The 23,481-nt window shown below is 62.9% G+C and carries 20 protein-coding genes and 2 pseudogenes; 11 read left to right on the forward strand and 11 right to left on the reverse strand.

The annotated features are described in order from the left end of the window. From ACIQC5_RS09580 to tkt, 4 genes and pseudogenes are all read right to left on the reverse strand, one after another. Nucleotides 1-239: pseudogene (locus ACIQC5_RS09580) on the reverse strand (glucose-6-phosphate dehydrogenase); the annotation flags it as partial. Nucleotides 240-253: 14 nt separating this feature from the next. Next, the gene (locus ACIQC5_RS09585; protein WP_400280926.1) at nt 254-1,885 is read right to left on the reverse strand and encodes a glucose-6-phosphate isomerase; all 1,632 of its coding nucleotides are present in this window, start codon (nt 1,883-1,885) and stop codon (nt 254-256) included. 6 nt (nt 1,886-1,891) lie between these two features. Continuing rightward, nucleotides 1,892-3,010, reverse strand: a complete 1,119-nt coding sequence (gene tal / locus ACIQC5_RS09590; protein WP_400280929.1) for a transaldolase — start codon at nt 3,008-3,010, stop codon at nt 1,892-1,894. Between the two features lie 24 nt (nt 3,011-3,034). Continuing rightward, the gene (tkt, locus tag ACIQC5_RS09595) at nt 3,035-5,161 is read right to left on the reverse strand and encodes a transketolase (RefSeq protein ID WP_400280932.1); all 2,127 of its coding nucleotides are present in this window, start codon (nt 5,159-5,161) and stop codon (nt 3,035-3,037) included. A gap of 417 nt (nt 5,162-5,578) precedes the next feature. Between tkt and ACIQC5_RS09600 the strand changes: the two genes are divergently transcribed. Then, nucleotides 5,579-6,541 (forward strand): heme o synthase, encoded by a 963-nt coding sequence (locus tag ACIQC5_RS09600; protein WP_400280935.1) that lies wholly within the window; start codon nt 5,579-5,581, stop codon nt 6,539-6,541. A 309-nt stretch (nt 6,542-6,850) separates the two neighbouring features. Then, nucleotides 6,851-7,795 (forward strand): annotated as a pseudogene (locus ACIQC5_RS09605) (ABC transporter permease); the annotation flags it as partial. Between the two features lie 156 nt (nt 7,796-7,951). On the opposite strand, the gene ACIQC5_RS09610 reads toward ACIQC5_RS09605, so the two are convergent. From ACIQC5_RS09610 to ACIQC5_RS09620, 3 genes are read right to left on the reverse strand one after another with little or no spacing between them, the layout of a single operon-like run. After that, nucleotides 7,952-8,896, reverse strand: coding sequence for a heme A synthase (locus ACIQC5_RS09610; RefSeq protein ID WP_400280938.1), 945 nt, complete (start codon nt 8,894-8,896; stop codon nt 7,952-7,954). Nucleotides 8,897-8,930: 34 nt separating this feature from the next. Continuing rightward, nucleotides 8,931-9,695 carry an ABC transporter permease gene (locus ACIQC5_RS09615; RefSeq protein WP_400280941.1) on the reverse strand — a complete coding sequence of 255 codons (765 nt, stop codon included), beginning with the start codon at nt 9,693-9,695 and terminating at the stop codon, nt 8,931-8,933. Continuing rightward, on the reverse strand, nt 9,692-10,657 hold the full coding sequence (locus tag ACIQC5_RS09620; protein ID WP_400280944.1) for an ABC transporter ATP-binding protein: 966 nt from the start codon (nt 10,655-10,657) through the stop codon (nt 9,692-9,694). The genes ACIQC5_RS09615 and ACIQC5_RS09620 overlap by 4 nt, the downstream gene beginning before the upstream one ends. A 110-nt stretch (nt 10,658-10,767) precedes the next feature. Here ACIQC5_RS09620 and ACIQC5_RS09625 point away from each other — a divergent pair, with 110 nt between their 5' ends. Genes ACIQC5_RS09625 through ACIQC5_RS09650 form a run of 6 tightly spaced genes read left to right on the forward strand, consistent with a single transcriptional unit; the run spans nt 10,768 to nt 15,934 of the window. Then, nucleotides 10,768-11,589 (forward strand): helix-turn-helix transcriptional regulator, encoded by an 822-nt coding sequence (locus ACIQC5_RS09625; protein ID WP_400280947.1) that lies wholly within the window; start codon nt 10,768-10,770, stop codon nt 11,587-11,589. Beyond that, nucleotides 11,589-13,052, forward strand: coding sequence for a Fe-S cluster assembly protein SufB (gene sufB / locus ACIQC5_RS09630; protein ID WP_377673160.1), 1,464 nt, complete (start codon nt 11,589-11,591; stop codon nt 13,050-13,052). The genes ACIQC5_RS09625 and sufB overlap by 1 nt, the downstream gene beginning before the upstream one ends. 2 nt (nt 13,053-13,054) lie before the next feature. After that, a complete protein-coding gene (gene sufD, locus ACIQC5_RS09635; RefSeq protein ID WP_400280951.1) occupies nt 13,055-14,380 on the forward strand; it encodes a Fe-S cluster assembly protein SufD in 1,326 nt (441 codons plus the stop codon). Nucleotides 14,381-14,401: 21 nt separating this feature from the next. Then, nucleotides 14,402-14,758: a non-heme iron oxygenase ferredoxin subunit gene (locus ACIQC5_RS09640; RefSeq protein WP_400280954.1), complete on the forward strand. Its 357-nt coding sequence runs from the start codon at nt 14,402-14,404 to the stop codon at nt 14,756-14,758. A gap of 44 nt (nt 14,759-14,802) precedes the next feature. Further along, nucleotides 14,803-15,588, forward strand: coding sequence for a Fe-S cluster assembly ATPase SufC (gene sufC, locus ACIQC5_RS09645; protein WP_400280957.1), 786 nt, complete (start codon nt 14,803-14,805; stop codon nt 15,586-15,588). Between the two features lie 13 nt (nt 15,589-15,601). After that, a complete protein-coding gene (locus tag ACIQC5_RS09650; RefSeq protein ID WP_011774796.1) occupies nt 15,602-15,934 on the forward strand; it encodes a metal-sulfur cluster assembly factor in 333 nt (110 codons plus the stop codon). Between the two features lie 99 nt (nt 15,935-16,033). Here ACIQC5_RS09650 and ACIQC5_RS09655 read toward each other — a convergent pair whose 3' ends face one another. Further along, on the reverse strand, nt 16,034-16,936 hold the full coding sequence (locus ACIQC5_RS09655; RefSeq protein ID WP_400280961.1) for a neutral zinc metallopeptidase: 903 nt from the start codon (nt 16,934-16,936) through the stop codon (nt 16,034-16,036). Between the two features lie 61 nt (nt 16,937-16,997). On the opposite strand from ACIQC5_RS09655, the gene ACIQC5_RS09660 reads away from it, so the two are divergent. Together ACIQC5_RS09660 and ACIQC5_RS09665 are read left to right on the forward strand one after the other, a co-directional pair. Then, the gene (locus ACIQC5_RS09660) at nt 16,998-18,389 is read left to right on the forward strand and encodes a class I adenylate-forming enzyme family protein (protein ID WP_400280964.1); all 1,392 of its coding nucleotides are present in this window, start codon (nt 16,998-17,000) and stop codon (nt 18,387-18,389) included. Further along, entirely contained in the window at nt 18,382-19,566 is a 1,185-nt protein-coding gene (locus tag ACIQC5_RS09665) for a thiolase family protein (RefSeq protein ID WP_400280967.1), read from the forward strand. The genes ACIQC5_RS09660 and ACIQC5_RS09665 overlap by 8 nt, the downstream gene beginning before the upstream one ends. On the opposite strand, the gene ACIQC5_RS09670 is transcribed toward ACIQC5_RS09665, so the two are convergent. Genes ACIQC5_RS09670 through ACIQC5_RS09680 form a run of 3 tightly spaced genes read right to left on the reverse strand, consistent with a single transcriptional unit; the run spans nt 19,563 to nt 21,562 of the window. Further along, on the reverse strand, nt 19,563-20,198 hold the full coding sequence (locus tag ACIQC5_RS09670; RefSeq protein ID WP_400280970.1) for an energy-coupling factor transporter transmembrane component T family protein: 636 nt from the start codon (nt 20,196-20,198) through the stop codon (nt 19,563-19,565). The genes ACIQC5_RS09665 and ACIQC5_RS09670 overlap by 4 nt on opposite strands. Then, entirely contained in the window at nt 20,195-20,932 is a 738-nt protein-coding gene (locus ACIQC5_RS09675; RefSeq protein ID WP_400280973.1) for an energy-coupling factor ABC transporter ATP-binding protein, read from the reverse strand. Before ACIQC5_RS09675 ends, ACIQC5_RS09670 begins: the two co-directional genes overlap by 4 nt. 15 nt (nt 20,933-20,947) lie before the next feature. Continuing rightward, nucleotides 20,948-21,562: a biotin transporter BioY gene (locus tag ACIQC5_RS09680; RefSeq protein ID WP_400280976.1), complete on the reverse strand. Its 615-nt coding sequence runs from the start codon at nt 21,560-21,562 to the stop codon at nt 20,948-20,950. Between the two features lie 281 nt (nt 21,563-21,843). Between ACIQC5_RS09680 and ACIQC5_RS09685 the strand changes: the two genes are divergently transcribed. Next, nucleotides 21,844-23,442 (forward strand): ABC-F family ATP-binding cassette domain-containing protein, encoded by a 1,599-nt coding sequence (locus tag ACIQC5_RS09685; RefSeq protein WP_400280979.1) that lies wholly within the window; start codon nt 21,844-21,846, stop codon nt 23,440-23,442. Nucleotides 23,443-23,481 lie beyond the last annotated feature (39 nt).

A 23,481-nucleotide genomic window follows, 5' to 3' on the forward strand; every position in this document is an offset into this window, starting at 1 on the left:
AAATCAGCGTCGTCCCACTCCCGCCGACCAAAACCAACCAACGCGAAACTCGGCGGCAACAACCCCCGGTTCGCCAGGTCATAGACCGCGGGCATGAGCTTCTTACGGGCAAGGTCACCGGTGACTCCGAAGAACACCAACGACGACGGCCCGGCAATGCGGTTCAGGCGACGATCCCGCGGATCCCGCAAAGGATTCCGCAGGCCGACGTTCTTCCTGCCGTTTTCAGATTCTGGCATGTTTGGTTTGTGCCTTAGCTTTCGAGTGCGCTGGCCTGGCCGGCCAACGCAGCGACGACTTCCTGGAGCTGGGCTACGCCTGCGGCACGCTCGGTGAGGTGCAAGCGCAGTACGGGCCGGCCATGGCCTTCAAGGACCTGGGCGTCGCCCGAGGCCTGGGCAGCGATGAGCTGTCCAAACGTGAAGGGGCGCTCCGGGATTTCAAGATCGGTGGAGGACGAGGCAGTGATCTGCAGGAACACTCCAATAGCCGGTCCACCCTTGTGGAACTGGCCGGTAGAGTGCAGGAACCGCGGGCCCCAGCCAAACGTCACGGGCCGTCCGCTAACAGCGGCAAGTTCGTCCCTGATGCCTTCGAGCGGTGCGTGGGAGATGCGGTCCAAGTAAGCCTGGACGCTCAGGTAGCCATCCGTGCCCAGCTGGGCGAGGAGGGCTTGAACGGCTTCGGCAGCAGTAGCTGCAGATCCGAGCCATTCGCCGCCACGAACTTCCACTGCACCATCGGTGAACGCTGCAGGAGTGGGTTCGGGACGCGCGTCCAGCAGGCCGCGGGCGGCTACCTTTGCGGCCTCCACGTCAGGCTGGTCGAACGGGTTGATGCCCAGGAGGCGACCAGCGACAGCCGTAGCGAATTCCCAAACGAACATCTGGGACGCCAGACCACCGGCGATCGCAACTTCGTTCTCGCGAAGTTCGACGTCGGCATCAGCATTTACCAGGCGAATGACGAGGACGTCCTCGGCGCCGTTAACGGCCTCGGGGGAATCCGGGCCCGCAACCACCGGCAGGACACCGGTGCCCAGCTTGCCGGTGGATTCGGCGATGAGCTGTTCGGCCCAGTCAGCGAAACCGACAATGCCCGAGCCGTCCTCAGCGATGACAATCTTGTTGCGCAGCGGGCTGGTGCCACCCAGGGCGATGCCCAAGGCGAGGCCAATGTTGTCAGCGGAGTCTTCGTTGAGGATCTCAGCAGCTTCCTCGGCTTCGTCCAGGAAAGCCTGGATGTCGACGCCGGCCAGGCCGCAGGGAACCAATCCAAATGCAGTCAGAGCCGAGAAACGGCCGCCGACGTTGGGATCGGCGTTGAAGACCGCACGGTAGCCGGCCTCGCGGGAAGCCTTGTCCAGGGGCGAGCCCGGGTCAGTGACGATGATGATGCGGCTCTTGGCATCGATTCCGGCGTCGTTGAAAGCCTTCTCGAACACCCGTCGCTGCGAATCGGTTTCCACCGTGGAGCCGGACTTGGAGGACACGACGATGGCCGTTTCCGCCAGCCGGTCTGCCAGGGCAGCACTGACCTGCTCGGGATCCGTGCTGTCCAGCACAGTCAGCTCGACGCCAGCGGTGCCGGCAATGACCTCGGGGGCCAAGGAGGAGCCACCCATGCCGCAGAGGACAATACGGGAGACGCCTTCGGCGCGCAGTGCATCACGGAGTTCGAGGATGCCGTCAACCAAGGACTGGGAGATAGCGGGTGCCTCTACCCAGCCGAGACGGATCGCGGACTCGGATTCCGCTTCCGGACCCCACAGGGTGTGGTCCTTGGCAAAAATCCGCGTGGCGACCTTGTCCTCCACCAAGCTGGTGATCTGCTGGGCGATTGCCTGCTGTGCGGCGCCGCTGGCGTCGTAGCTGATTGTGCTCATGGTCGGTTAGGAAGCCTTCCGTGCGGTGGCGAGGGCGCCTTCAACGTCGGCCAGGAGTTCCTTCCAGCTGGCCACGAACTTCTCAAGGCCCTCGGATTCCAGCAGTGCCACCACGTCGTTGTAGGAAACGCCGAGTGCTTCGAGGGCATTGAGGGTTTCGTTAGCCTCCGCGTAAGTGCCGGTGATGGTGTCGCCGGTGACTACGCCGTGGTCGAACGTGGCGTCCAGGGTCTTCTCAGGCATGGTGTTGACCACGCCGGCTGCTACGAGTTCCGTGACGTAGAGAGTGTCCGGGTAGGCCGGATCCTTCACGCCGGTGGAGGCCCAGAGCGGACGCTGCGGCAGGGCGCCGGCCTCAGCCAGCACTGCCCAGCGCTCGGTGGAGAACAGCTCTTCGTAGACCTGGTATGCGAGGCGTGCGTTGGCGACACCTGCCTTGCCCTTGAGGGCCTTGGCGTCCTCGGTGCCGATGGCGTCGAGACGCTTGTCGATTTCAGAATCAACGCGGGACACGAAGAACGATGCCACGGAGTGGATCGTGGAGAGGTCGTGGCCGTTCTCCTTGGCCTGCTCCAAGCCGGACTGGAACGCGTTGATGACCGCACGGTAGCGCTCCAGGGAGAAGATGAGCGTCACGTTGACGCTGATGCCCTCCGCTAGGGTGGCCGTGATGGCTTCCAGGCCTTCCAGGGTTGCCGGGATCTTGATGTGGACGTTGTTCTTGTTGACCTTGGCGTAGAGGTGCTTGGCCTCAGCGATGGTGCCTGCGGTGTCCCATGCAAGGCGGGGGTCCACCTCGATGGAGACCCGGCCGTCCACACCGTTGGTGGCGGCGGCGATCGGAGCGAACAGGTCGCAGGCGTCGGCGACGTCGGCAGTAGTGATCTCGAAAATCGTCTCCTCAACGCTCGCGCCGACAGCTGCCTGGGCAGCGATCGTGGCGTCGTAATCCGTACCGGAGGTGATGGCAGCGTGGAAGATCGACGGGTTGGTGGTCACACCGACCACGTTCTTTTCGTCGATCAGTTTCTGCAGGGTGCCCGTTTCGAGGCGGCTGCGGGAGAGGTCATCGAGCCAGATCGAAACGCCGGCATCAGAAAGCAACTGTGTGGGAGTGCTGGACATGTGTTTTTCTCCTGTAATGGGGGATCAGGCCGTCAGGCCTGCGAGGGAGTCTTTGGCTGCGGCTGCGACGGCTTCGGTGGTGATGCCGAATTCCTGGAACAGGCGCTTGTAGTCGGCGGAGGCGCCGAAGTGCTCGAGGGAGATGGAGCGGCCGGCGTCGCCGACGAATTCGCGCCAGCCCAGTGCGAGGCCGGCTTCAACCGAAACGCGGGCCTTCACGACGGTGGGGAGCACGGATTCGCGGTAAGCCTCGTCCTGCTTGTTGAACCATTCAACGCAGGGCATGGACACAACGCGGGTGGCGATGCCTTCAGCCTGCAGGGTTTCGCGGGCTGCGACGGCGAGCTGGACTTCCGAGCCGGTGCCGATCAGGATGACCTGCGCGTCAACGGTTTCGCCGTCCTTGGATGCCTCAGCCAGGACGTAACCGCCCTTGGCCACACCAGCCGTGGAACCGAAGGTGTCACCGGTGGCTTCACCTTCGCCGCGGGCGTAGGTGGGGATGTTCTGGCGGGTCAGCACAATGCCAGCGGGGTTCTCGTGGTTCTCCAGCATGGCCTTCCAGGCTGCGGAGACCTCGTTCGCGTCGCCGGGACGGACCACGTCCAGGCCCGGGATGGCGCGCAGGGACGCGAGCTGCTCCACCGGCTGGTGGGTGGGGCCGTCCTCGCCCAGGCCGATGGAGTCGTGCGTCCAGACGTACAGGGACGGGACACCCATCAGGGCGCCGAGGCGGATGGCCGGGCGCTGGTAGTCGCTGAAGATCAGGAACGTGCCGGAGAAGGCGCGGGTGCGGCCGTGCAGGGAGATACCGTTCACGATCGAGGCGGCAGCGTGTTCCCGGATACCGAAGTGCAGGACCCGGCCGTAGGGGTTGCCCTTCCAGGCGTCCGTGGAGCGCGAGGCCGGGATGAACGACGGCGAGCCTTCAATGGTGGTGTTGTTGGACTCGGCGAGGTCGGCCGAACCGCCCCAGAGCTCGGGAAGAACCGGGCCGATCGCGTTCAGGACCTTGCCCGAGGCAGCGCGGGTGGAAACGTCCTTGCCTGCTTCGAACACGGGCAGGGCGGCGTCGATGCCTACGGGCAGCTTCTTGGCCTCAACACGTTCCAGCAGGGCAGCGCCGTCCGGGTTCGATGCCTGCCAGGCCTCAAACGAGGACTGCCATGCCGCGCGTGACTCGGCGCCGCGGTCCAGGACCTTGCGGGCGTGGGCGAGGACTGCTTCGTCAACCTCGAAGGACTTGGCCGGATCGAAACCGAGGACCGTCTTCAGTGCTGCGACTTCTTCGGCGCCCAGGGCCGAGCCGTGGATCTTGCCGGTGTTCTGCTTCTTCGGGGCCGGGTAGCCGATGATGGTGCGCAGCGAGATGATGGACGGCTTGTTCGTCTCTGCCTTGGCTGCGAGCAGTGCCGCGTAGAGTTCCTGGAGGTCCTCGACGTACTCGCCGGTGCGGGTCCAGTCCACGCGCTGGGTGTGCCAGCCGTACGCTTCGTAGCGCTTGAGGACATCCTCGGTGAACGCGATGTCGGTGTCATCTTCAATGGAGATGTGGTTCTCGTCGTAGACCACGACGAGGTTGCCCAGTTCCTGGTGCCCGGCCAGCGAGGACGCCTCGGACGTGACACCTTCCTGGAGGTCTCCGTCGGAAGCGATAACCCAGATGGTGTGGTCGAACGGCGATTCGCCGGCGGGAGCATCGGCGTCGAACAGGCCGCGTTGGCGACGCTGGGAGTAGGCGAAGCCGACAGCCGAAGCCAGGCCCTGGCCCAGCGGGCCGGTGGTGATTTCCACACCGGCGGTGTGCTTGTATTCCGGGTGGCCCGGGGTCAGCGAACCCCAGGTACGCAGCGCCTCAAGGTCCTTCAGTTCCAGCCCGTAGCCGGAGAGGAACAACTGGATGTAAAGGGTCAGCGAGGTGTGACCCGGGGACAGTACGAACCGGTCACGGCCAATCCAGTCCGGGTTCTTCGGGTCATGGCGCATCAGCTTCTGGAACAGCAAGTATGCTGCCGGAGCCAAGCTCATCGCCGTACCAGGGTGGCCGTTGCCGACCTTCTCCACAGCGTCGGCGGCCAACACGCGAACCGTGTCAACAGCCTTCTGGTCCAGATCGGTCCATGACAGTTCTTGCTCTTCCAAATGTGGCACGAAAACCGAGCCCCTCTCTGTGCTGACGGCAGGCGTAGGAACACGGCACGCAGGAAGCACAGGATGGCGCCCGCTGCAATGTGTCTACCAGCCGTTCACCATTGAAACGTTGATCTCTCATCCAGACGCACGGATATCCAAGAATACGGTTTCCCGGATCGTCAACGTGTGCTGATCTGCTCAACAGCTTAGCCCTAAACGTGTCGTGGGACTCAGGGAATCCCACTAACTGGACCTAAATTCCCTTATATGAATCACGATGGCGCCGCCGGGGCGTGAAGATTCGGAAACATTGGCGCTTTTTGCGGACATCGGCGCACTTCCGGCCACGGTATGATATTTGGAGGCCACCAGCGGTTCATGCCCCCGGTTCCAGGGACGGCAACCGTTGCGAAGAACCCCAGAGCATAGAACAGAGTGACTGCCGCCGTGAGCACAACTGATACGCCCCTTAACGCGTCCCCGGCCCGGGGAAGCATCGGAATTTCCCGTAAGTTCAAGGCGTATCTGGCCCTCACCAAACCGCGTGTCATCGAGTTGCTCCTGGTCAGCACACTCCCCACCATGATCTTCGCCCAGCGTGGGTTCCCGTCCATTGGACTCATCCTGGCAACGCTTGTCGGCGGCGCATTCGCTGCTGGCAGCGCTGGAGTTTTCAACTGTTACATCGACCGCGACATCGACAAACTGATGCACCGCACCGAAAAACGTCCGTTGGTCACCGGCGAGGTCTCCCCACGCGAGGCTTTGGTCTTCGCCTATATTCTCGGTGCGGCCTCCATTGCGATCCTTTGGTTCGGCGCGAACCCGCTGTCAGCCTGGCTGGGCCTCGGCGCCATCTTGTTCTATGTGGTCATCTACACCATGATCCTGAAGCGCCGCACGGCACAGAATATCGTCTGGGGCGGCGCCGCCGGCTGCTTCCCGGTGCTCATCGCCTGGGCCGCTGTGACCAACACAGTGGAGTGGCCCGCCGTCGTTCTTTTCATGGTTATTTTCCTGTGGACGCCCCCGCACTACTGGCCGCTGTCCATGCGCTACGGCGAGGACTACCGCAACGCCAAGGTACCCATGCTCGGTGCAATTGCCGGTGCAAAGGTTGTCTCGGTACAGGTGGTGCTCTATGCGTGGGCCATGGTGGCTTGCTCGCTGCTCATGATCCCCGTTGGCGGAGCGGGCTGGGTCTACACGATTGCTGCAGTTGCAGCCGGTGCATGGTTCCTCTACGAGAGCCACGCTCTGTACAAGCGCGCGCAGGGCGGCGACGTCTCCAATAAGGGCGCCATGAAGGTTTTCCACGGCTCCATCAGCTACCTGACGCTCCTCTTCATCGCGCTGGCTGTCGACCCGTTCATCGGTTCGCCGATCATCGGCGGCTAGTTTTCCGGCTTCCCCAACGAGCCGAACAGGGCTCGACCGAAGAGGACCTCACCGAAAAGGACTCGACGTCGGTACTCACCTGAGTGCCGACGTCGAGCCATTTCCAGACCCTCTTTCACATCCCGCGCCCTTTCGCCGGTCCCTCTCGCACATCCCTACGCCATACGGCGGACGCTCAATCACATCCCGACGCCTGGAACCGAAGCCAGCCAACACCTAGACGGGTATCGTCGTCGCCACGGGATCATCGACGTCACCGCTGACGCGCTCTCCGCCCTGACGATCCGCCCGGCCAAGGCGCTGCTGTCGGTGCTTGCCGTCCTGTTGGGCAGCGGCGGTTTGGTTGTGGCCGTCGGGTTCAGCGAAAGCGCTGCCGTCAAGGTTTCCGCGCGCATAGACGCAGCATCCAATGACGAAGTAAGGGCTACACGGGACGGTGGATACGCCTCTTGGTCGGTGGTGTCCACGGACCTGGCGGCAGCAAGGCTACTGACAGGGGTCATCGACGCCGGCGTTGTTGCCGATCTCCCAGCCAGTGAAGTTCAGCCGGCGACTTTTCGTCCCGGCTCCGTGCCGGAAGCGCCCGCTTTCAGTGGTGCAGTCCGCATCGCCGATACCGCCTACCTTCGGCTGCAGGGTGCCACCGTCTCTTCAGGTGACGCTGCCTTGCTTGACAACTCATTCGGGGCCCCGGTGGCCGTCCTCGGCGAGGACGCCGCACGCCAACTGGGCGTCGCAAAGCCGGGACCCGGCGTCGTCATCTGGCTCTATGGCCAGCCAGTGCCGGTGGTGGGAATCATCAACGACCCGGGACGTGACCCCATCCTCGATGGCGCGGTTGTGGTGGGCGTGGGGTCGTACCCCATAACGTCAACCAAGGTGGCTGCGAGCTTGGTCCTGAGAACGCAGACCGGCGCGCCGACGGCCATAGCGGAAGTCCTTCCCAAAGCACTGGGTCCCGCGTCAACGGAGGCAATCGAGGTGCAGACCGTCGCGGACCTGAGGGATCTCAAACACGGAATAAACACCGACCTCGGCCGGATGGTTGCGATCGTTTCAGTGGTCCTGCTCGTCATCGCCCGTCTTAGCGCCGGTACCACCATGTACGTCGGGGTGCTCGCGAGGGCGCCTGAGATTGCGCTGAGGCTCGCGCTGGGAATGCGGAAGGGACCTTTGGCATCCATGTTCCTGCTGGAAGGAGCGGTGGTGGGTGCACTGGGCGGCATGGCCGGCGGGGCCGTAGGCATGGGCGCGGCCCTTGCCTACGCCGCAAGCGAGGGTTGGGTCCCGGTGATCCCTGCGGATGCGGCACTCTGGGGTCTCGGTGCAGGACTGTTGAGTGGGCACCCTGTCTGCCGTCTATCCAGCGCTGGTGGCGTCCAGGGCGGATCCGGCCCAGTTGATCCGCGGCTAGCGCAGGGAGCTGTACTTGGCCAAGTCCGCCGCGTTGGTGGCAGCGCTCATCAGCACCGCAGCACCAAACATGTGGGCGCCTACGAGGAGGGCGGGGATTCCGTTGTAGTACTGGGTGAAGCCAATGACAGCCTGCAACAGCGTCACACCCAACAAAAGAAATGCCGCGGTGCGGAAAGGTCCGTCGATCTTGTAGCGCACCACCAAGAACACCGCCAGAAGCGTTCCGGCCGTGATCAGGTAGGCGGGAACGGCGTGGATGTGCGAGAAGAGGTCCCAGTCGAGGTCGTTGCGGGGTGCATCGGCGTCGCCTGCGTGTGGGCCGGCTCCGGTCACCACAACGCCGAGCATCACAGCAAGGGCCGAGCAGACGGCAACGGCCATCATCGTTGGGCGGGCAATTGCTGGAAGGGAGGGCAGCGTGCGATTCATGAAGCCGCCAGTCCGGCCGTGAGCCCGGTTGACGAGCAGTGTTGCGAAGATCACCAGTGCCATGGACACGAAGAAGTGAAGACCCACCACCCAAGGGTTGAGGTTGGACAGCACAGTGATGCCGCCAATGACAGCCTGCGCCGGGATGCTGGCCAGAAGCCCCAGGGCCAGCAGGAAGAGATCCCGCCGTTCCTTGCGCAGGTTCCACAAGTAGACCAGCATGAGCGCGGCAACTGCAGCCAATGCGAAGGTCAGCATCCTGTTGCCGAATTCGATGAACCCGTGGATGCCCATTTCCGGAGTGTTGACCAACGAGTTGTCGGTGCAGCGCGGCCACGTCGGGCAGCCAAGACCGGACGCGGTGAGCCGAACGGCACCTCCTGTAACCACCAGCACGGTCTGGCCGATCAATGACAACATGGCCAACCGGCGGATGGTGCGGTTGACCTCGGTCGGCAGCTTGGCCGCGAATCGCTGGACGGTTTTCGGAAGGCGGGACGCCGTGCTCACAGTTTTCTCAATTCTCAGTTCTGATGGGGTTCGGTCAGTTCCACTTGAACCAGCGGATTGCTGCAGCGCCGGCCAGCACTGTCCACAGCAGGAGGATCAAAACCGCGGGGAGCGGGACAGCACCCAAGAGGAAGGCATCGCGCAAAGCCTGCCCCAGCGCGCCTGACGGAAGGAATTGCACAATGCCCTGGGCCAAGGCGGGAAGCCGTTCGGCAGGCACGACGATCCCGCCGAGGGCGCCCAGCAGGATCCATAAGAGGTTGGTGATGGCCAAGGTGGCCTCCGGGCGCACGGTACCGGCGACCAGAAGACCGAGTGCTGTGAAGGCGGCGGCCCCCAGTACAAGCAGACCGATTCCGGGTAGCCAGGCTTCCGGCCGAGGCGCCCAGCCCAGAAGGCCAGCAACGGCACCCACTACCAGTACTTGCAGGAACAGCACTGCCAGCACGGCCAGGATTTTGCCCGCAATGAGCCCACCGCGGCCCAGCGGCGTGGTGGACAGGAACCGGAGGACGCCGTAACGGCGGTCGAATCCGGTGGCAATGCCCTGCCCGGTAAATGCAGTGGACATGGCGCACAGCGCAAGGATGCCAGGGGTGGCCACGTCAACGCGTGCCCCTCCCAGCCCGTCCAACAAAGGAGTTACCGTCAGGCCAACCAGCGCCAGCAACGGCAGGATGATGGCCAGAATCAGCTGTTCACCATTGCGCAGCATGGTGATGGTCTCGTAGCGGCCTTGCAGCATGATGCGGCGCGGAAGGGAAGCGGGGCCGGCATTCCGGGACAGCAGTTTGCTCATCGGATGTCCCTTCCGGAGATGTCAAGGAAAACGTCCTCAAGGCTACGGGCCTCGAGCCGAAGCGAAGCGGGCATGATGTTCCGCTCCGCCCACCAGGCAGTCAGTGCCGCAAGATGGGCCGGGGAGAGTGCCCCGGTAACGGAGTAGCTGCCAGCGCGGGTCTCTGCAATCCGCAGCTCTGTCCCCAGGACCCCGGCGAAATCGAGGCCGGACGGTGCATCAAAATACAAGGTCCTGTCAGTGATAGCCGTATCAGTCGAATGATCGTGCCGGAGGAGTTCGGCGACAGTTCCTTCGGCGACGTTGTGGCCGCCGTCGATGATGTAGACGTAGTCGGCCAGTCGCTCGGCGTCGTCCATTAAGTGCGTGGTGAGCACGATGCCCATGCCCGCATCGCGGAGTTCTGCAATCAGGTCAAAGACAATCTGCCGCGACTGCGGATCGAGTCCGGCACTGGGTTCGTCGAGGAACAGGATCTCCGGGTTGCCAACCAATGCGGCCGCCAGGGCAAGTCGCTGCTTCTGGCCGCCGGACAGGCGCCGGACGGTCGTCCTGCTGAATTGTCCGATGCCAAGACGCTCCACCAGTTGGTCGACGTCCATGGGGTTCCGGTACATGCCGGCAATGTGCCGGAGGAGTGGAAGGGGACGGGCCGACGGCGGGAGGCCACCGTCCTGAAGCATGACACCTACGCGGGACCTGAGGTCAGCCCCGGCAGTATCGGGGTCGGCGCCGAGGAGCGAAATGTCTCCGCCGGTGCGCTTCTGCAAACCTTGGGCGCATTCGAGCGTGGTCGTCTTGCCGGCGCCGTTCGCTCCAAGAAGAGCAGTGATTTGCCCGCGTTCGGCCATCAGCGACAGCCCACTGACCACCCGGAGCATTTTGCCGTCAAGGGAGGCCAGGGGGCCTACATCCTTAATGAGTCCATCTATGGTGAGGACTGGGGAATCGGGGGATCGCACCAGAGTATTCTACGTGAAGTAGTACGGTCACAGTTTGTGTGCTGGCTAAGGTCAGTCTTGCCTTACTGGATGCATGAAACAAATTACGACATGATTGTGTTGTGTATTCCATGACGAGTCCAGTTTCCATGCCTTCAAAGCGGCATGCTGCAGCGGCGGAGGCCTTCGCGCCTTCGTCGGCGCTGCCGGACGCGGAAGATCGCACAAGGGACCGCGTTCTGAGCGCTGTGCTCGAAAACGGCCCGGTAAGCGCAGCGGAGCTTGGCGACCTGCTCGGATTCACACCAGCGGCCGTCCGTCGCCACCTTGACCATTTGGAGCGCCATGGCGTTATCGAGGTCAAGCGTGTGGCCAAGGCAGGGGCTGGCGCGGGACGACCCGCGCGCCGTTACGTCCTGAGCTCCCAAGGACAATCGAAGTTGGGCGACGACTACCTCAACATCGCGAGTTCCGCACTGAGGCGCCTCCAGGAAATTGCCGGCGAGGACGCTGTGCGGGAGTACGCGGAGGAGCGCTTCTCGGACATGGAACGCCGCTACGCCCCGGAAGTCGAAGCTGCGGGGGAGGACATCACTGCCCGGGCCATGGCACTTTCGAAAGCCCTTAGCCGTGATGGATATGTCGCTTCAGCCCACTCAATAGAGGCCAAGGCCCCGTTGCCCGCAGCACTGTCCAGCGTCCAATTGTGCCAGGGCCATTGCCCCATACAGCATCTTGCCGCGGAGTTCCCGGTGTTCTGCGACACGGAAACCAAAGTCTTTTCCCGGTTGGTGGGCGTCGACGTCCGGCGCCTATCAACACTTGCGCAAGGCGGTCACGTCTGCACAACCCATATACCTACCGGGCGTCCGGCTGCCACGGGGCCTACAGGCACCGCAGAGCTGTCCGGAAACCCGTACCAGGAATCAAACAACCAGCAAGAAAGGCCGTGATGACGGACCAACTAGCAGAGAAAGCGGTAGCCGACGGCACTGTGATCTCGGAGATTCTGGAAAAGAATCCCGAACTGCACGGTATCGGAAACTACGAGTACGGCTGGGCCGACAAGAACGACGTAGGCGCAAACGCCCGTCGTGGCCTCAACGAGGAGGTTGTCCGCGACATCTCCTCGAAGAAGAACGAGCCCGAATGGATGCTCGATCTGCGCCTGAAGGGCCTGAAGTACTTCGACCGCAAGCCCATGCCTACCTGGGGTGCAGACCTTTCAGGCATCGACTTCGACAACATCAAGTACTTTGTCCGCTCCACCGAAAAGCAAGCAGCCACGTGGGAAGACCTCCCCGAGGACATCCGGAACACATACGAAAAGCTGGGCATCCCCGAAGCTGAGCGCAGCCGCCTCGTTTCCGGTGTCGCGGCACAGTACGAGTCCGAGGTTGTCTACCACCAGATCCGTGAGGACCTGGAAGCCCAGGGCGTGATCTTCCTGGACACCGACACCGCACTGCGTGAACACCCGGAGATCTTCCAGGAGTACTTCGGCACGATCATTCCGGTGGGCGACAACAAGTTTGCGTCGCTGAACACTGCCGTTTGGTCTGGCGGTTCCTTCGTGTACGTCCCCAAGGGCGTCCACGTAGACATTCCGCTGCAGGCATACTTCCGTATCAACACGGAAAACATGGGCCAGTTCGAGCGCACGCTGATCATCGCTGACGAAGACTCCTATGTGCACTACATCGAAGGCTGCACCGCCCCGATTTACACCTCGGACTCGCTGCACTCCGCTGTTGTGGAGATCATCGTGAAGAAGGGCGCACGCGTCCGCTACACGACCATCCAGAACTGGTCCACCAACGTGTACAACCTCGTCACCAAACGCGCCATCTGCGAAGAGGGCGCCACCATGGAATGGATCGATGGCAACATCGGCTCCAAGGTGACCATGAAGTACCCGGCTGTTTACCTCGTTGGCGAGCACGCCAAGGGTGAAACCCTGTCCATCGCTTTTGCGGGTGAAGGACAGCACCAGGACACCGGCTCCAAGATGGTGCACATCGCGCCGAACACCAAGAGCTCGATCATTTCCAAGTCCGTGGCCCGCGGCGGCGGCCGCGCGGCTTATCGCGGTCTTGTCCAGGTCCGCGAAGGCGCCAAGCACTCGGCCAACACGGTCCGTTGCGACGCCCTCCTGGTGGACACCATTTCCCGTTCAGACACGTACCCGTACATCGACATCCGCGAGGATGACGTCGTCATGGGCCACGAGGCCACCGTTTCCCGCGTCAGCGAAGAGCAACTCTTCTATCTGATGTCCCGCGGCATGCCTGAGGACGAGGCCATGGCCATGATCGTGCGCGGCTTCATCGAGCCGATCGCCCGTGAACTGCCCATGGAATACGCCCTTGAGCTGAACCGCCTGATTGAACTGCAGATGGAAGGGTCCGTCGGTTAACAATGACTGATATCACTACTGAAAAGGCGCGCATCGGCGCGCCCTCGGCCCAGCCGTTTATCAACGGCTTCACCGAGGAGGGCGAGAACCTTTCGCCCATCAACACCGGCACCAATGCTTCGCAGAGGCTGGAAAAGTCGTCGGAGCAGCCTTCAGCTGGTCCGCTCGGCGGCGCTTCGGTCAAGAGCCACTCGCACGGTGGCGGTGTCGGCATCCCCGACAGCTCCCGCGCGGGCCGCCTTACCTCTTACAAGCTGGACGACTTCAAGCCGCTGACCGGCCTTGAGGAAGACTGGCGTTTCACGCCGCTGAAGCGCCTCCGTGGCCTTCACACCGCAGTCCTCAACGGCGCGGCTCCGGCTGTCAGCGTGACGGCACCTGCCGGCGTCGTAGTTGAGACTGTTGGCCGCGACGATCAGCGCATCGGCCAGGCCGCAATCCCTGAGGACCGCGTGTCGGCCAACGCCTGGGAGAACTTCGCCGAGGCGACCGTCATCACCGTTCCTGCTGAACTGCAGGCCGAGGGCGAAGTCTCCGTGCTCCTCACCGGCGTTGGCGTGGACCCGTCCGCCCAGCACATCGTGATTGTGGCTGAGCGTTTCTCCAAGGCTGTTGTAGTCCTGGATCACCAAGGCTCCGCCGTGGTTTCCGAGAACGTGGAAATCATCGTTGAAGATGGCGCTGAACTGACCGTCATTTCCCTGCAGGAGTGGGCAGACGACGCCGTTCACGCTTCATCGCAGCAGGCGAAAATCGGCCGGGATGCCAAGTTCAAGCACATCGTGGTCAGCCTTGGCGGCGACCTTGTCCGCGTCACACCGTCCACGCGTTTTACTGCGCCGGGCGCCGACGTCGAAATGTTTGGCTTGTACTTCGCAGATGCCGGACAGCACCTTGAGCAGCGCCTGTTCGTTGACCACGCCGTGGCAAACTGCAAGTCGCGCGTCTTGTACAAGGGTGCGCTGCAGGGCCGCAATGCCCACAGCGTGTGGGTCGGCGACGTCCTGATCCGTAAGGAAGCCGAAGGCACGGACACCTACGAGGCCAACCGTAACCTGGTCCTGACTGACGGTGCACGTGCGGATTCTGTTCCGAACCTGGAAATCGAAACCGGCCTGATTGAGGGTGCGGGCCACGCCAGCGCCACCGGCCGTTTCGATGACGAGCACCTGTTCTACCTCATGGCTCGCGGTATCCCTGAAAAGGTCGCCCGCCGCCTGGTGGTCCGTGGCTTCCTCAACGAGATCATCCAGCAGATCAAGGTACCGGCCATCGAAGATCGCCTGACCGAGGCTGTTGAGCGCGAACTCGCTGCGACAGACAACTAAGACGGGTCAGGCAGGAATCAGATGAGTGAACAAACCAAGGGCGAACTGGTATGCAACGCCAACGACATCCAGGTCAAGCAGGCGCTGCGAATCCTGATCGATGACTACCCCGTAGCCATTGTGAAGGACTCGATGGGGGACATCCATGCCATCGGAGATACCTGCTCGCACGCGGATATCTCACTGTCCGAGGGTGAGGTTGAGGGCTGCGCCATTGAATGCTGGGGACATGGCTCCCAGTTCGACCTGCGTAGCGGCCAGCCCCTCCAGTTGCCTGCATACGACCCCGTCCCGGTCTTCGCCGTCACCCTTGACGGGGACGACGTCTACGTGGACGTGACCAACGTTGTGAACGGCGCTTCGGTAGAGACCTACTAAGCGCCCAGTACCGCCAGACTTACGAACGAAAAAGAAAGAAGAGCATGTCTACTCTTGAGATCAAGGACCTGCACGTCAGCATTGAGACGGAGCAGGGCACCAAGGAGATCCTGAAGGGCGTCAGCCTGACCATCAAGACCGGTGAGACCCACGCAATCATGGGTCCCAACGGTTCGGGCAAATCCACGCTCGCGTCCACCATCGCCGGCCACCCGCGTTACACCGTCACCAGCGGTACCATCACGCTGGACGGCGAAGACGTCCTGGAGATGAGCGTCGATGAGCGCGCCCGTGCAGGCGTCTTCCTGGCCATGCAGTACCCGGTCGAGGTTCCGGGTGTCACCATGACCAACTTCCTGCGCACCGCAAAGACCGCCATCGACGGCGAAGCCCCCGCACTGCGTACGTGGACCAAGGATGTCAAGGCTGCGATGCAGCAGCTGCGCATCGACGCCGACTTCGCCCAGCGCAACGTCAACGAAGGCTTCTCCGGTGGTGAGAAGAAGCGCGTTGAAATCCTCCAGCTCGAACTCTTCAAGCCGAAGTTTGCCGTTCTGGACGAGACCGACTCCGGCCTCGACGTCGACGCCTTGAAGGTTGTTTCCGAAGGCGTCAACCGCGCACACGCCGAGGGCAACATGGGCACGCTGCTCATCACCCACTACACGCGTATCCTGCGCTACATCAAGCCGGACTTCGTGCACGTCTTCGTCGACGGCAAAGTAGTTGAAGAAGGCGGCCCCGAGCTCGCCGATCGTCTTGAAGAAGAAGGCTACGACCGCTACGCCGCAGGTGCAGGCGTTGCCGTTGCTCCTGCTGTGCAGGCCTAGTTAGGATCGTTCCATGACCGAAATCAACACGGCGCGTACCAGCCTCGAGGACGTCGAGGAAGCGCTCAAGGACGTCATTGACCCGGAACTTGGGGTCAATGTGGTGGACTTGGGCCTGCTCTACGGTCTTAAGTACTCGGACGAGGACGGCGCCCTCCTGATCGACATGACACTGACCACGGCGGCGTGCCCGCTGACGGACGTGCTTGAAGAGCAGGTTGGCAAATCCCTCGACGGCGTAGTGGACGACTGGCGCCTGAACTGGGTATGGATGCCGCCATGGGGTCCCGAGCGGATCACCGATGACGGCAAGGACCAGATGCGGGCCCTCGGCTTCAACATCTGATCAGCAGTTTTCGCCCCTGCAGAGGGCATGGAAGTGGCCCCGGACTGAAGAGTCCGGGGCCACTTTTAGTTAATGGGGCCACTTTTGGTTATGCAGTGACTACGGCGTGGCCACCCCAAACGTGTCGCACTTGTTGATGTCGCCTGTGGAGTAGCCCTGGTAGAACCACTTCTGCCGCTGCTCGCTTGAACCGTGCGTCCACGATTCGGGGGAGACGCGGCCGGTTGCGGCCTTCTGGATCCTGTCATCGCCGACGGCGGAGGCGGCCGAGAGCGCGTCCTGCAGGTCCTGCTCGGTGAGGGGATCGAGGTAGGGCTTGCCGCTGGTCGGTTCCTTTTGCGTTGTGGCGTAGCGAACCCAGAGGCCTGCGTAACAGTCGGCCTGGAGTTCTACCCGGACAGCGCCGGATTGAGGACCCTGCGGATCCTGCTGGGCTTGATCCAGTGTGCCGATGATGTTCTGGACGTGGTGCCCAAACTCATGGGCCACCACGTATTCCTGCGCGAGGGGCCCGCCGGAAGAGCCGAATCGTGTGACCAGTTCGTCGAAGAAACCGGGATCGAAGTACGCCTTGGTGTCCGCAGGGCAGTAGAAGGGTCCAACGGCCGTGGTCGCGGGTCCGCAGCCCGTGGTGGTGCCGTCGGTGAAAATAACCGTGCCTGGTCGGGTGTATTGCACGTTGTACTCGGCCAGATACGCCGGCCAGAAGGCGTTCAGGCTGTTGACGGTACCGACAATCCGGCAGTCCAGGCGCTTGTCTGCGTCCGCACCTGTTTGGCATTCCTGGCTGCCGCCGGTCGCGCCGCCCTCGACGGCGGGTGGCTGGCTTCCGCCGCCGGTGAGGTCGCCGAGGATGTTTGGGTTGATGCCGAAGAGGGCCAGGAGGAGAACAACGATTCCGCCGCCGATCCCGCCACCAATCTTGGTACCGCGGCCCATTCCGCCGCCTCGTCGGTCTTCGACTTGTGAGGGATCAAGCTGTGCGCCATCGTTGAAACTCATACAGCCAGAATAGACGTCACTATTGGTGCCTGCGCATGGACACTGCCGTAAAATTGACTGGATGCCTTTCCTGGAAAAACTTCAGCTCTGGGCCGAGGAGCGTCCGCACGACACCGCCGTCGTTGTGGGCAGCAGCCGGCTCAACTGGTCCGGCCTTCGCGACGCCGCCACAGCGGTGCTTGGCGACGCTTCGGCCACGACTGTTCTCGCTGAGCCCAACTCCGTTGGTTTCGTTGAGCGATACGCCGCTGCGGTGGCGGGTGAGCGGCGGTGCGCTGTTCTGGACCCACTGTGGCCGCAGCCAATGATCGATGAAGTTGTGGCGCGCTTGGGAGATTCCGGCACGGCAACCACGGACCTGTTGGTGGACGGCGACCCCTCATCCACCTTCCTGGTGGGCCTGACCTCGGGCACCACCTCGGTGCCGAAAGCGTTCACACGGTCCCGTCGCTCCTGGCAGGTTTCGTTCGAGGCATCCATTGAATTCTTTGGACTCTGCCAACACGACCGCACCCTCGCACCGGGCCCTTTGGCAGCAAGCTTGAACCTCTACGCACTCTCGGAGTGTCTCTACGCGGGTGCGTCCTTTCACACCCTTGAGAAGTTCGACGTCGGCGACGCCCATGCTGCTATCAGTCACGATGGCATCACGCGCCTGGTGCTCGCGCCCACCATGCTCCGGCTGCTGAGCGAGCGCGGCTTGGCTGGCGACGTCGATGCCTCGGGTATCACGAGCATCATTTGCGCCGGGTCCAAGCTCGACGCACGCACTTTGGAGGCAGCGCGGCGTTGGGCACCCAACGCCGCGATTTTTGAGTACTACGGCGCATCGGAATTGAGTTTCGTTTCAGGAACGCGACTGGCAGCCGGCGAGCCGTTGGATGTGGGCGGAACAGGTATTGGGCAGCCCTTCCCAGGGGTCGAATTGCGCATCCTGGACGACGCCGGAAACGCACTGGCGGACGGAGAGCACGGCAACATCAGCATCCGCAGCGGAATGGTCAGCGACGGATACCTGTGGGGCGACGACGGTCAGGCCTTCCGCTGCTTGGATGGGTGGTACACGGTGGGGGACCAGGGCTATTTGAATGATGGAACCCTGCATATTCTGGGACGCCGTTCAGACATGATCATTACGTCAGGCAAGAATGTCTATCCGCATGAAGTTGAGCTTGCTCTCGCCTCCGTGCCCGGCATTTCCGCTGCGGTTGCCGCCGGGATCCCGGACGACATCCGGGGTCAGAAGGTGATTGCCGGCGTCGTGCCAGCCTACGGTGCCGTCACCGCGACACAGCTCCGCACCGGACTCGATGGCTTGCTGGCCCGGGACAAGTGGCCCCTTCAGTACTACGTCCTTGCTGAATTGCCGGTGACGGACCGTGGCAAGGTGAGCCGGACCGTCCTTTTGGATTGGATCAAGAACCACGATTCCAGGGCGAAACCCCTTGGTTAGCCTGGCCGACGAGACCCGCCAACCGGTCATCATCGCGGCGCTCAGGACGCCGATCTGCCGCGCCAACGGCCAGTTGAAAAGGCTGCGTGCGCCTGAGCTACTTGCCCCTGTGCTCAGGGAACTACTGGAATCCACCGGGATTAACCCCGCAGGCGTGGATGACGTCGTCATCGGCAACGCCGTAGGTGGCGGCGGAAACGTGGCCCGCTTCGCGGCGTTGCAGGCAGGCATGCCCATCACCGTTCCGGGCCTGACCGTTGACCGTCAATGCGGCTCCGGCCTGGATGCCATCGCGCTGGCGGCCCGCCTGGTGGCCGCGGGCGGGGACCCGCTCTATCTGGCGGGCGGCGTCGAAAGTATCAGTACTGCGCCCGCCCGTGCAAACAGGAACGACGACGGCGGACTCAGCTTCTACTCCAGGGCCACGTTTGTGCCACCTGGCTTCGGCGATCCGGATATGGGTGTTGCTGCAGAAAACGTGGCCCGCGAGTTTGGCGTCAGCCGGCAGAGGCAGGATGAGTATGCCCTGCGAAGCCACCAGAGGGCCCTGGCTTCCGCTGCTGCGGGAACATTCGTGGACGAGATCGTACCGGTTGAGGTGCTCGGCAACGTAGTGGCCTCGGACGACGGTCCCAAAGCATCGCTGAAGCCGGCCCTCATGGCAAGGTTCCCGGCAGCCTTCGTGCCCGGTGGAACGGTCACCGCAGCGAACTCGTGTTTCGACGCTGACGCCGCGTCCGCCGTCGTTATCACGTCCCTGAAACGAGCGCGTGAGATGGGCGCGGCCGACGGCCTTCTGGTGCTCGGGTGCGACACCGCGGGAGTAGACCCAGAACTGCTGGGCATCGGTGCCGCGACTGCGGCGCGCCGATTATTGGAGGTCCACGGTGTGGAATCCCGCGAAGTCGACCTCATCGAATTCAACGAGGCCTTCGCGTCGCAGACGATTGCCTGCCTGGATCAACTCGGCATCGATCCGGAACGCGCCAACCTGGACGGGGGAGCGCTGGCCCTGGGGCATGGTTACGGCGCATCCGGGACAGTGCTGGTGACCAGGTTGCTGGCCCAAGCCCGGGCGCGTCACATCGACTATGCCGCCGGAACCGTGGCACTTGCGATGATCAGCATCGCTGGCGGCATGGGAACGGCATCCCTGCTGCGGTATACGCGGCTCTAAGACCTGCCCGGCTCGTGGGGTTCGCCGAGCCCACGGGCCGCCAGTGCATCTCCGGTCTGCCGGGCATAGGCAACGGTGGTGATGAAAACCGGGAGGACCAGTGCCCTTGGATTCCGTTCGAGCCCGCGTGCACGGGCCGAGTCGCGAACATCCGAGAAGGCCCCGGCAATGAACGGGATGCTTCGCAGCATCACCGCGATGGTCAGGGCAAAGCGCTCGGGGTCCGCGCCGAAGCGTTGGAAGGGTTTGGCCAGGGACACCACGCCATCCAGCAAATCCTGCACAGGTGTAGTGGCGGTCAGGACTGAAGCGGCCACGACGCACACCAGAATGTTCAGGACGATGCGGGCTGCCGTGGGGCCACCAAGTTGCCACCACTGGAACAAGCCGATGACCAGCAGGACCGGCATAACCATCCACACCGCCCGCATCAATCGGCGGGGACCCGCACCGCTCAGGAGGAAGAGCACGCACATTACTGCCAACACGAACAGCGAAACAAGCCAATCCACTATCAGGAAAGAGGCTGTTCCGCAGGCGGCAACCACCAGGAATTTCAGCCAAAGAGGGGTGCGGTGGATCATCGAGTCGCCCCGCACATAGTTGGCAATCAGGAAGCCGTGTCCCCTCATCGCGGCGATTCCCCCGCGGGTGCCTCATCCAAGGCAGCAAGGCACAGCGCACGGTAATGGGCGATCGCATCTGCCGCGCCGCCGTCGAAAACTATGCGCCCGGACTCCACCACCAAAACGCGATCCATGTCCAGGGCGAGGTCGAGGTCGTGCGTGGACATGATGACCTGCTGATCAAGTCCCGCCACCGTGCGGCGCAGGAGTTCGCGGTTACGCAGATCAAGCAACGTGGACGGTTCGTCAAGGACCAGCACTTGGGGTTCCACAGCGAGGACCGCGGCCAAGGCCAGCAGTTGCCGTTCACCGCCGGAGAGTTCATAGATGCTCTGATCGGCCAAGGGCAGGAGCCCGAACCGGTCGAGTAGTGCCTCGGCCCGGGATGCGCGTTCGCGGCCATTCTTGAAGGAGCGGCGGAGCGACAGCTCAACGTCTTCACGGCCAGTGGGCATGACCAATTGGGAGAGGGGATCGGTGAAAACGAAACCGACGTTGCCACGCACGCGGCGGACAGACGCAACGGTGTCCTCGCCGTGGACCACCACCGTGCCCTCGCTGGGCTCCACCAGGCCGTTCAGGAGCCGAAGGAGCGTGGACTTGCCGGATCCGTTGGCACCGATGACGCCGATGCGGCGTTCGGAGAGATCCAACGAAACGTCGTGCAACAGGGTCTTGTGCGCGTTGCTGCCATCGACGGCAACGCGCACTGAGACCCCGGTCAAGCTGATGGAGTTCATGTACTGATTGTTCCGCTATTTCTTGACGCGACGAACCAGAACGTCAGGGAAGGCCTTGTGGATTGCCACCGCGATCACCACTGCAAGGACGTTTTTGAGAATGTCTCCGGGGTAGAACGGGAGGTCCGCGAGGACTGCCTTGGTGAAGTCGAGTTTGGCGTTAACCATCATGCCCAGTACGCCCAGACCGTGGACGAGGACGATGCTGCTCACCATCGCGGCCGAAAACAGCAGGAGCGCCCGGTACTTTACGGTCTTGCGGATAATGACGGCCGCCAAATAACCCGTCGCAGCCGCGGCGAGGGGGAAAGCAATGATGTATCCGGCCGACGGCGTGGCGAGGATGCCAAGGCCGCTGCGGCCACTGCTGAAGATGGGCAAACCTGCGAAGCCGAGAAGTACATAGAGCCCGACGGCGGCGAAACCGCGCCCAGCGCCAAGAACCAACCCGCTCAACATGACAGTCAGGGTCACCAGGGTGATGGGTACTCCGAGAGCGCCAACCGGGATGCCCGGCACCACGGCCGAGGCAGCCACCAAGGCCGCGAAGACGGCAATAAGGCCGAGGTCAGTGGCGGTCCAGCGCTTGCGGGACGCAGTGCGCGCGGTGGAAGTGTCGGTCTGGCTCATGACAGGTCCTATCAGGAATGCTGGGATGCGATGGAAAGGTGATGGTATTTCCCCCTGAAATTGAGGATACGTAGCCTCAAGCGGGCTATTTTTGGAGGCTCTCTACAGTTGCAGACCGCATTTCTTTGATAACCGCCACAGTTTGAGTGCACGCTACACCTGTGTCGGCCCTTGGCCTGCGTGCCGGTAGACTTGAACAGGCTGTTCTCACGGCCGCCCCGCCGCATTGAGAGGGACCACCGGTCTCCGCAGGCGTTCCCCGTTGAAAGGCATCACCCGAATTGATTACCGTCCAGGATCTTGAACTCCGCGCCGGCGCACGCCTGCTCATGGACCAGGTCAACTTCAGGGTGGACAAGGGGGACAAGATCGGGCTCGTGGGCCGCAACGGCGCCGGGAAGACCACCCTCACCCGCGTGCTCGCAGGCGAAGGACTCCCCGCTGGCGGCAAGGTGACTCGCAGTGGCGAGATCGGCTACCTGCCTCAGGACCCCCGTACTCCGGATATGGAGCAGCTCGCCCGCGACCGTATCCTGTCCGCACGTGGCTTGGACGTGGTTGTCGGCAAACTCAAGAAGGCCCACGATGACATGGCCAGCGAGGACGCTGCCGTCCAGCGGAAAGCCATGAACCGGTATGACCGACTCGAGGCCGAGTTCCTTGCTGGCGGAGGCTATGCCGCGGAGGCGGAAGCCGCGGCGATCTCCTCCAACCTGGCATTGCCGGACCGGCTCCTCAACCAGCCGCTGAAGACGCTCTCCGGTGGTCAGCGGCGACGTGTGGAGTTGGCGCGCATTCTGTACTCCGATGCCGAGACACTGCTCCTCGATGAACCGACAAACCACCTCGACGCCGACTCCATCACGTGGTTGCGCGACTTCTTGAAGAACCACCAAGGTGGCCTGATCGTGATCAGCCACGACACGGAGCTGCTCGAAGCCACGGTGAACAAGGTGTTCCTGCTGGACGCAAACCGTGCCCAGATCGATTACTACAACATGGACTGGAAGCGTTACTTGCTCCAGCGCGAAACGGACGAGCGAGCCCGGAAGCGCGAACGTGCCAATGCCGAGAAGAAGGCCCAGGTCCTGATCGACCAGGCCAACAAGATGCGCGCCAAGGCCACCAAGGCCGTTGCAGCGCAGAATATGGCCAAGCGTGCTGAGCGGCTCTTGAGCGGCCTTGAAGCAGTGCGCGAGAATGATCGCGTTGCAGCCCTGCGCTTCCCGGATCCTTCACCTTGTGGAAAGACCCCGTTGACCGCGGAAGGCCTCAGCAAGTCTTACGGTTCCTTGGAAATCTTCACGGACGTGGATCTGGCGATCGACCGCGGCTCCAAGGTGGTCATCCTCGGCCTCAACGGTGCGGGCAAGACCACACTGCTGCGCATGCTCGCAGGCGTTGACAAGCCGGATACCGGAGACATCATCCCGGGCCACGGCCTCAAAGTGGGCTACTACGCCCAGGAGCATGAGACACTCGACGTCGATCGTACCGTTCTGGAGAATATGCGTTCCTCCGCACCGGACATGAAGGACGCCGAGGTCCGGGGCATCCTGGGCTCGTTCCTGTTCTCCGGCGACGACGTCGACAAGCCTGCCGGCGTCCTGTCCGGCGGTGAGAAGACGCGTCTGGCCTTGGCTACCATCGTGGCCTCCAGCGCAAATGTGCTGCTCCTCGATGAGCCCACCAACAACCTGGACCCTGCCAGCCGCGCGGAAATCCTGGGCGCGCTGAAAAACTACAGCGGCGCCGTCGTCATGGTCAGCCACGACGAAGGAGCTGTTTCGGCCCTGAACCCGGAGCGAGTCGTACTGCTCCCGGACGGGGTCGAGGACCACTGGAACGAGGACTACCTGGACCTCATCACACTGGCCTAGGTAGCCTGCCTTGCGGTCGGGTTGGCGCCCGTTTCACCT

Origin of the sequence: Paenarthrobacter sp. NPDC092416 (assembly GCF_044755025.1) — a bacterium.
Lineage (GTDB): Bacteria > Actinomycetota > Actinomycetes > Actinomycetales > Micrococcaceae > Arthrobacter.